At 71.3% G+C, this 7,381-nt stretch carries 4 protein-coding genes and 2 pseudogenes; 2 read left to right on the forward strand and 4 right to left on the reverse strand.

The features are described 5' to 3' along the window. Nucleotides 1-922, forward strand: a pseudogene (locus tag ACJA3G_RS25090) (transcriptional regulator); the annotation flags it as partial. A gap of 30 nt (nucleotides 923-952) precedes the next feature. Here the strand turns inward: ACJA3G_RS25090 and argS are convergent. Next, the gene (gene argS, locus ACJA3G_RS25095; RefSeq protein WP_406555310.1) at nucleotides 953-2,713 is read right to left on the reverse strand and encodes an arginine--tRNA ligase; all 1,761 of its coding nucleotides are present in this window, start codon (nucleotides 2,711-2,713) and stop codon (nucleotides 953-955) included. 180 nt (nucleotides 2,714-2,893) lie between these two features. On the opposite strand from argS, the gene lysS reads away from it, so the two are divergent. Continuing rightward, nucleotides 2,894-4,633: a lysine--tRNA ligase gene (gene lysS / locus ACJA3G_RS25100; RefSeq protein WP_406555311.1), complete on the forward strand. Its 1,740-nt coding sequence runs from the start codon at nucleotides 2,894-2,896 to the stop codon at nucleotides 4,631-4,633. A 146-nt stretch (nucleotides 4,634-4,779) separates the two neighbouring features. Here the strand turns inward: lysS and ACJA3G_RS25105 are convergent, their stop codons facing one another. The 3 genes and pseudogenes from ACJA3G_RS25105 to ACJA3G_RS25115 all read right to left on the reverse strand — a co-directional run. Next, nucleotides 4,780-6,120: a DUF2637 domain-containing protein gene (locus ACJA3G_RS25105; RefSeq protein WP_406555312.1), complete on the reverse strand. Its 1,341-nt coding sequence runs from the start codon at nucleotides 6,118-6,120 to the stop codon at nucleotides 4,780-4,782. Between the two features lie 171 nt (nucleotides 6,121-6,291). Continuing rightward, a complete protein-coding gene (locus ACJA3G_RS25110; RefSeq protein WP_406555313.1) occupies nucleotides 6,292-7,044 on the reverse strand; it encodes a DUF3558 family protein in 753 nt (250 codons plus the stop codon). 72 nt (nucleotides 7,045-7,116) lie between these two features. Further along, a pseudogene (locus ACJA3G_RS25115) lies at nucleotides 7,117-7,381 on the reverse strand (DUF3558 domain-containing protein); the annotation flags it as partial.

Raw genomic sequence — 7,381 nt, forward strand, 5'->3', positions numbered from 1 at the left:
GCCCCGCACCCCCCGGATGACCCGCCGTACCCGTCTCGCGCTGATCGCCGCCGGGGTCGTCGTCGCGCTCGGCGTGCCCGCCGCGGCCGTCGCGAGCCTGGGGGGCGGGCCGGGCGGCGACAAGGGCGCCAGGAGCGAGACCGTCGCGGACGCCAAGGCGGGCGAGCAGACCCTGCCCGGGAGCGTCGCCCCGAAGTCGCCCTCGCCGAACGCCTCCTCACCGAGCCCATCCGCGTCCGCCTCCGGCACGCGGTCCTCGTCGCCGCGACCGTCCCGGCCCGCCACGCGTAAGCCCGCCCCCACCGGGGACCCGCTGCGCGTCGGCGTCAGCTCGTACCAGTGGGACGGGCCCTGCGGGAAGTTCTATCTGCTGGACCAGAAGCCGGCGGCCGTGCCGCCGCCCGCCCCGCTCGACGGGCGCTCCTGGGCGCGGGCGCTGAACGGCGTCGACGGCGGACACCTCATGGTGCAGCTCACCGCGACCGGCCGGACGCAGGAGTCGGTCGTCATCAACGCCGTGCACGTACGGGTCGTCGAGCGTGAGGCGCCGCTCGACTGGACCGCGTACTCGATGGGCTCGGGGTGCGGGGGCGGGGTCACCCCGCAGTACTTTGACATCAACCTGGACGCGGACCAGCCGGTCCCCAAGCCCGTCGGGGGCCAGCAGGGCGACACGAAGGTGCCCGCCACGGACTTCCCGTACAAGGTGTCGACGACGGACCCGCAGGTGCTCAACCTCGATGTGCACACGGACGCGCACGACGTGACCTGGTACCTGGAGGTGGAGTGGAGCAGCGGCGACCGCTCCGGCAAGGTCAAGGTCCTCGACGACGGCCGGCCGTTCCACAGCAGCGCGGTCAAGGGCCGCCCGGCGTACGAGTACCGGACGGACACCAACGTGTGGGAGCGGCTCGTGACGTGAGTCCGCGAGCCGCCCCCGTACGCGGGCCGGTCAGAGGCGCTCGGGCGTCCGGATGCCGAGCAGGGCCATGCCCCGGTGGAGCGTCCGGGCGGTCAGGTCGCACAGGAACAGGCGGTTCTGCACCAGCTCGGGCGACTCGGCCTTGAGGACCGGGCACTGGTCGTAGAACGTCGTGTACAGCGACGCCAACTGGTACAGGTACGCGGCCAGCTTGTGCGGCGCGTAGTCCGCCGTCGCCTCCGCGAGCAGCTCGCCGAAGGCGTCCAGGTGCAGTCCGAGGGCGCGCTCGGCCGGAGCGAGGGCGAGCTCCGGGTGGGCGGCGGGCCTGGCATCGTCGGCCTTGCGCAGGATCGACCTGATCCGGGCGTAGGCGTACTGGAGGTAGACGGACGTGTCGCCGTTGAGCGACACCATCTGGTCCAGGTCGAACTTGTAGTCGCGGTTGGCCGAGGTCGACAGGTCCGCGTACTTCACGGCGCCGATGCCGACGTACCGGCCGTTCTCGACGATCTCCTCCTCGGTCAGGCCCACCTTCTCGGCCTTCTCGCGCACGACGGCGGTGGCCCGCTCGACGGCCTCGTCGAGGAGGTCCTCCAGCTTCACCGTCTCGCCCTCACGGGTCTTGAACGGCTTGCCGTCCGCGCCGAGCACCGTGCCGTAGCCCATGTTGTGCGCGGTGACGTCGTCGGTCAGCCAGCCCGCGCGCCGCGCGGCCTCGAAGACCATCTTGAAGTGCAGCGACTGGCGCACGTCGACGACGTAGATCAGCGAGGTCGCGTGCAGGTCCGCGACGCGGTTGCGGATCGCGGTCAGGTCGGAGGCCGCGTAGCCGAAGCCGCCGTCGGCCTTCTGGACGATCAGCGGGACGGGCTGGTCGTCCTTGCCGCGGATCTCGTCGAAGAACACCACGAGCGCGCCCTCGGAGCGCACCGCGACGCCCATCTCCTCCAGGAGGCGGGCGGTCTCGGGCATGCCCTCGTTGTACGCGGACTCGCCGACGATCTCGTCGTCGCGGATCTCCATGTCCAGCTTCTCGAAGACCGAGTAGAAGTAGACCTTCGACTCGTCGACGAACCGCTGCCACAGCTCCAGCGTCTCCTTGTCACCGGACTGGAGGTCCACGACCCGCCGGCGGGCGCGCTCCTTGAACTCCTCGTCGGTGTCGAAGACCGCGCGGGAGGCCTTGTAGACCCGGTTCAGGTTCGACATGGCCTGCTCGCCGTCGACGTCCTCGGCGGGAGCCAGCGCGTCCGGGTGCTCGATCAGGTACTGGATGAGCATGCCGAACTGGGTGCCCCAGTCGCCGATGTGGTGCCGGCCGATCGTCTGCTCGCCGGTGAAGTCGAGCATGCCGCGCAGCGCGTCGCCGATGACCGCCGAGCGCAGATGGCCGACGTGCATCTCCTTCGCCACGTTCGGCTGGGCGTAGTCGACGACCGTGATGCCCGGGTTCTCCTTCAGCGGCACGCCGAGCCGGTCGTCGTCGGCGCGCGCGGCCAGCGTGCTCGTGATCGCCGCGTCGGTGAGCGTGATGTTGAGGAAGCCGGGGCCCGAGACCTCGACCTCCTTCAGGAGGTCGCCCGAGTCCAGCGCGCCGGTGACCTTCGCCGCCAGCTCACGGGGGTTGCCCGCGAGTTTCTTGGCGAGTGCCAGGATGCCGTTGGCCTGGAAGTCGGCCCGGTCGCTTCGTCGCAGCAGCGGGTCGGTGGAGCCGGCCTCCGGCAGGGCTGCCGAAAGAGCGTCCGCCAGGCGCTGCTGGACAGTGGAAGCGAGGGAAGGGACCGAAGCCATGGGTTCCGTTTCCTGTCGGTCGGCCGCCCGCGAATGGGTTTGCGGACGGGATGCGTACAGGGGGATTCTCCCATGCAAGCGTCTCCCACTTCTCCGGGAATACGCGCAACCCCGGAGGGGGTGGTTCCGTCTGGGACAATGGGCGGGCCAGCCTCTTCAAGGCGTACGAGAAAGAAGGACGTGCCGACCGTGGCTCAGAGCAGCACCGAGACCGACTGGGTCTCCCGTTTCGCGGACGAGGTCATTGCCGACTCGGAGCGTCGTGCGCCTGGCAAACCGGTCGTCGTCGCGTCCGGCCTGTCTCCCTCCGGCCCCATCCACCTGGGCAACCTCCGCGAGGTCATGACCCCGCACCTGGTCGCGGACGAGATCCGCCGGCGCGGGTTCGAGGTGCGCCACCTGATCTCCTGGGACGACTACGACCGGTACCGCAAGGTGCCGGGCGGCGTCCCCGGCGTCGACGAGTCGTGGGCCGAGCACATCGGCCGCCCGCTCACCTCGGTCCCGGCCCCGGCCGGATCGGCGTACCCGAACTGGGCCGAGCACTTCAAGGCCGCGATGACCGAGGCCCTGGCCGAGCTCGGCGTCGAGTACGACGGGATCAGCCAGACCGAGCAGTACACCTCGGGCGCCTACCGCGAGCAGGTCCTGCACGCCATGCGCCACCGCGGTGACATCGACGCCATCCTGGAGCAGTACCGCACCAAGAAGGCCCCCGCCAAGAAGCAGGGCCAGAAGCCGGTCGAAGAGGCCGAGCTGGAGGCCGCCGAGGGCTCCGGCGCCGCCGCCGAGGACGACGGCACGGGCTCCGCGGGCTACTTCCCGTACAAGCCCTACTGCGGTGGCTGCAACAAGGACCTCACGGTCGTCTCGGCGTACGACGACGACACCACCGAGCTCGTCTACACCTGCTCCGCGTGCGGCTTCTCCGAGGCGGTCCGGCTCAGCGAGTTCAACCGCGGCAAGCTGGTCTGGAAGGTCGACTGGCCGATGCGCTGGGCGTACGAGGGCGTGATCTTCGAGCCGTCCGGCGTCGACCACTCGTCCCCGGGCTCCTCGTTCCAGGTCGGCGGCCAGATCGTGTCGATCTTCGGCGGCGAGCAGCCGATCGGCCCGATGTACGCGTTCGTCGGCATCAGCGGCATGGCCAAGATGTCCTCGTCCAAGGGCGGCGTGCCCACCCCGGGCGACGCGCTGAAGATCATGGAGCCGCAGCTGCTGCGCTGGCTGTACGCGCGCCGCAGGCCCAACCAGTCCTTCAAGATCGCCTTCGACCAGGAGATCCAGCGGCTCTACGACGAGTGGGACAAGCTGGAGGCCAAGGTCGCCGACGGCAGCGCGCTGCCCGCCGACGCCGCGGCCCACGCGCGCGCCGCCCGCACCGCCGCCGGTGAACTGCCGCGCACCCCGCGCCCCATGGCGTACCGCACGCTCGCCTCGGTCGTCGACATCACCGCGGGCCACGACGAGCAGACGCTGCGCATCCTGAGCGACCTGGACCCGGCGAACCCGCTGTCCTCCCTGGACGAGGTGCGCCCCCGGCTCGACAGGGCCGAGGCCTGGATCAACACCCAGGTCCCCGCCGACCAGCGGACCGTGGTGCGCGAGGAGCCCGACACCGAGCTGCTCGCCACCCTCGACGACCAGGCCCGCGAATCGCTGCGCCTGCTCGTGGCCGGCCTCGACGACCACTGGTCGCTCGACGGACTGACCCACCTGGTCTACGGCGTGCCGAAGGTCCAGGCCGGGTTCTCGGCGGACGCCACGCCCAAGGAGCTGCCGCCGGAGATCAAGACGGCCCAGCGGACGTTCTTCGCGCTCCTGTACCACCTGCTGGTGGGCCGTGACACGGGTCCGCGGCTGCCCACCCTGCTTCTCGCCGTGGGAGCGGACCGGGTCCGCAAGCTGCTGGCGGCGTAGCCGCACGACAGAGGGGGCCCGGGGCTTTCGCCCCGGGCCCCCTTTTGCCTGGGTGGTCCGCCGCAGCCGCGCCCCTGAAGACCGGGGCTGAGCCGCGTACTCCGGCACCACCGGCCCGCAGACGAACAACCGCCCCCTGCGGAGCCCTACGCGATGTGGTCCGCCTCCAGCTCCGCGTGGTAGCGCTGCTTGAACTCCGGCATCAGACGCCGCAGCAGCGCCGCCCCGCGCGGGTGCGTCACGCCCTGCCCGTCCGCGAGGTGTATCTCCAGCGCCTCGACCGTCGGATAGTCGCTGAGCTCGTTCACGTACTCGACGAAGACCTTGTACGCCATGTCCGCGAACGCCACGTCCTCCGGCGTCGCCTCCTCCGCGTACACCGGGGCCTGCTGCTCCGGCGCGTTGCCCAGCGGGCGGGTCCGGCCGGGACCCGCCGGGACCATCACCGGGGTGGGCTCCAGACCCTCGACGTACTGGGGGTCGTACGTGCCCTCGTACGCCTCCTGGGACAGCTGCTGCGCCGCGAACCAGGGGCTCTCGACCGGAACAACCTCTTCCGGAGCCGGGGCCGGTGTCGGTGCCGGCTGGGGCTGCTGAGCCTGCGCCTGCTGCTGCGGGGCCTGCTGCTCCTGGGCGTACCCCTGCTGCGGCACGGGCGCGGGCCCGCCCTGGGCCTGGGCCTGGGCCGGGGTCTGGGCCTGGGTCTGGGCCTGGGCCTGCGGGCCCGCCAGGAGCTCGACCGACTGCGGCGTCGCGCTCACCACCGGCGTCACCGGCGGCGCCGTCGGCAGCAGCGTCGGCTCGATACCGGCGGCGGCGAGACCCGCCGGGCCGGTCTCGGCCAGCGGCACTCCGAAGCGGGCGAGACGCAGCGGCATCAGGGATTCGACGGGGGCCTTGCGGCGCCAGGCGCGGCCGTAGCGGGCCTGGAGCCGGGCGCGGTAGACGAGCCGGTCCTGCTCCAGCTTGATGACCTGCTCGTAGGAGCGCAGCTCCCACAGCTTCATCCGGCGCCACAGCCGGAACGTCGGTACGGGGGAGAGCAGCCAGCGGGTGAGGCGGACGCCCTCCATGTGCTTGTCGGCGGTGATGTCCGCGATCCGCCCGACCGCGTGGCGGGCCGCCTCGACGGCGACGACGAACAGCACCGGGATCACCGCGTGCATCCCGACGCCGAGCGGGTCGGGCCAGGCGGCGGCGCCGTTGAAGGCGATCGTGGCGGCCGTCAGCAGCCACGCCGTCTGCCGCAGCAGCGGGAACGGGATGCGGATCCAGGTCAGCAGCAGGTCGAGCGCGAGGAGCACACAGATGCCCGCGTCGATGCCGATCGGGAAGACGAGGGAGAAGTTCCCGAAACCTTTCTTCTCCGCGAGGGCGCGCACCGCCGCGTAAGAACCCGCGAACCCGATCCCGGCAATGACCACCGCACCCGCGACCACCACCCCGATGAGTATGCGATGCGTGCGCGTCAGCTCCGTCGCGGCCACCCGCGATCCCCCTCCGTTGTCGACAACCGGCGCGCAAAGCCTGGCACATGGATACGGAGTCCCACCCACAGGGGAGGGCAGGACTCCGTATCGAGCCCGGCTCGTTACCGGCCGCTTCCGCTCTGGCGGTCGCTCCTGGCAGTCATTACCGGCAGTTGTTACTGGCAGTCGTTACTGGCCGGCGCCGTTGGCGGCGGCGACCGACGCCACCGCCTCCTTGGCCGCGCTCTGCGCGTCCTTCATCAGATCACCGGCGTCCGGCGCGTCCGCGCCCTGGTAGCCGGCGCCGTTGTAGTCGAGCACGACGGCCGCGTTCGCCGTACGCACCACGACCACCGCGTACTTGAAGTCCTCGTCGGTCTTGTGCAGGTCGTAGCTGACCGCCGTCGCCTCGTCGCCGATGCCACTGACCGGCGCCGCCTTCACGTTCTTGGCGCCGTCGGTCGCCTTCGTCGAGGCCAGCAGCCGGGCGTACTCCTTCGCCGCGCGCTGGTCACCGCTGCCGATCGCCGCGTCCGAGCCGTACCGCTTGAACGAGACGTCCAGCCAGCGGTACTGCGAGCCCTTCACGCCCTTGTCGTCCAGACCGTTCCACGAGCAGGTGCCCTGCGAGGTCACATCCGTGGACTTGCCCGCCGTGCCCGACTTCGACTTCGCCTTCGGCACCAGGTTGTCGATCGTCTTCCCCGACAGCGCCTTGCACGGGTCGGGCAGCTTGGCGTACTTGGCCGGGGCCACCGACGGCGACGAGGACTGCTTGCCGCTCGGCGTCGCCGCCGCGGAGGAGGCCCCCGAGTCCTTCTTCTTCCCGTCGCCGGAGTCCGACGAGCAGCCGACGGCGACGATCATCACGGGGACGGCGGCGCAGGCGAGCACACGGGCGAGCCGCGTGCGCGGGGCGGTGGCGGGGGCGGGTCGGTGCATGGTTCTACGCGTTCCTTCGCTGGTCGCTGCTGGCTGTTCGCATGTCGGGGCCGCCCGGGCGGCCCGGCGGGCTCACTCGCCGAAGAGCTCGGCGAGCTTGGCGGCCAGGGCCTGGGTCTTCTCCTGGAGTTCCTGGCTGTCGGGGAGGTCGGCGTTCGAGGACGTGGGCTGTTCCGTGTACTCGACGGTCACGATCACATTGGACGTACGGAAGACGACGGTGACGGTACGGCGCTGGGCGGCCGACCCGCTCGCCGTGAGCGCGTCGTCCAGATACGCGGCGTCGCCGAGCCCGGTGAGGATACGCGGCTGGAGCCCGGCCGGGGTGGAGGCGGGC

The organism is Streptomyces sp. YS-3 (assembly GCF_045257485.1).
Taxonomy (GTDB): Bacteria; Actinomycetota; Actinomycetes; order Streptomycetales; family Streptomycetaceae; genus Streptomyces.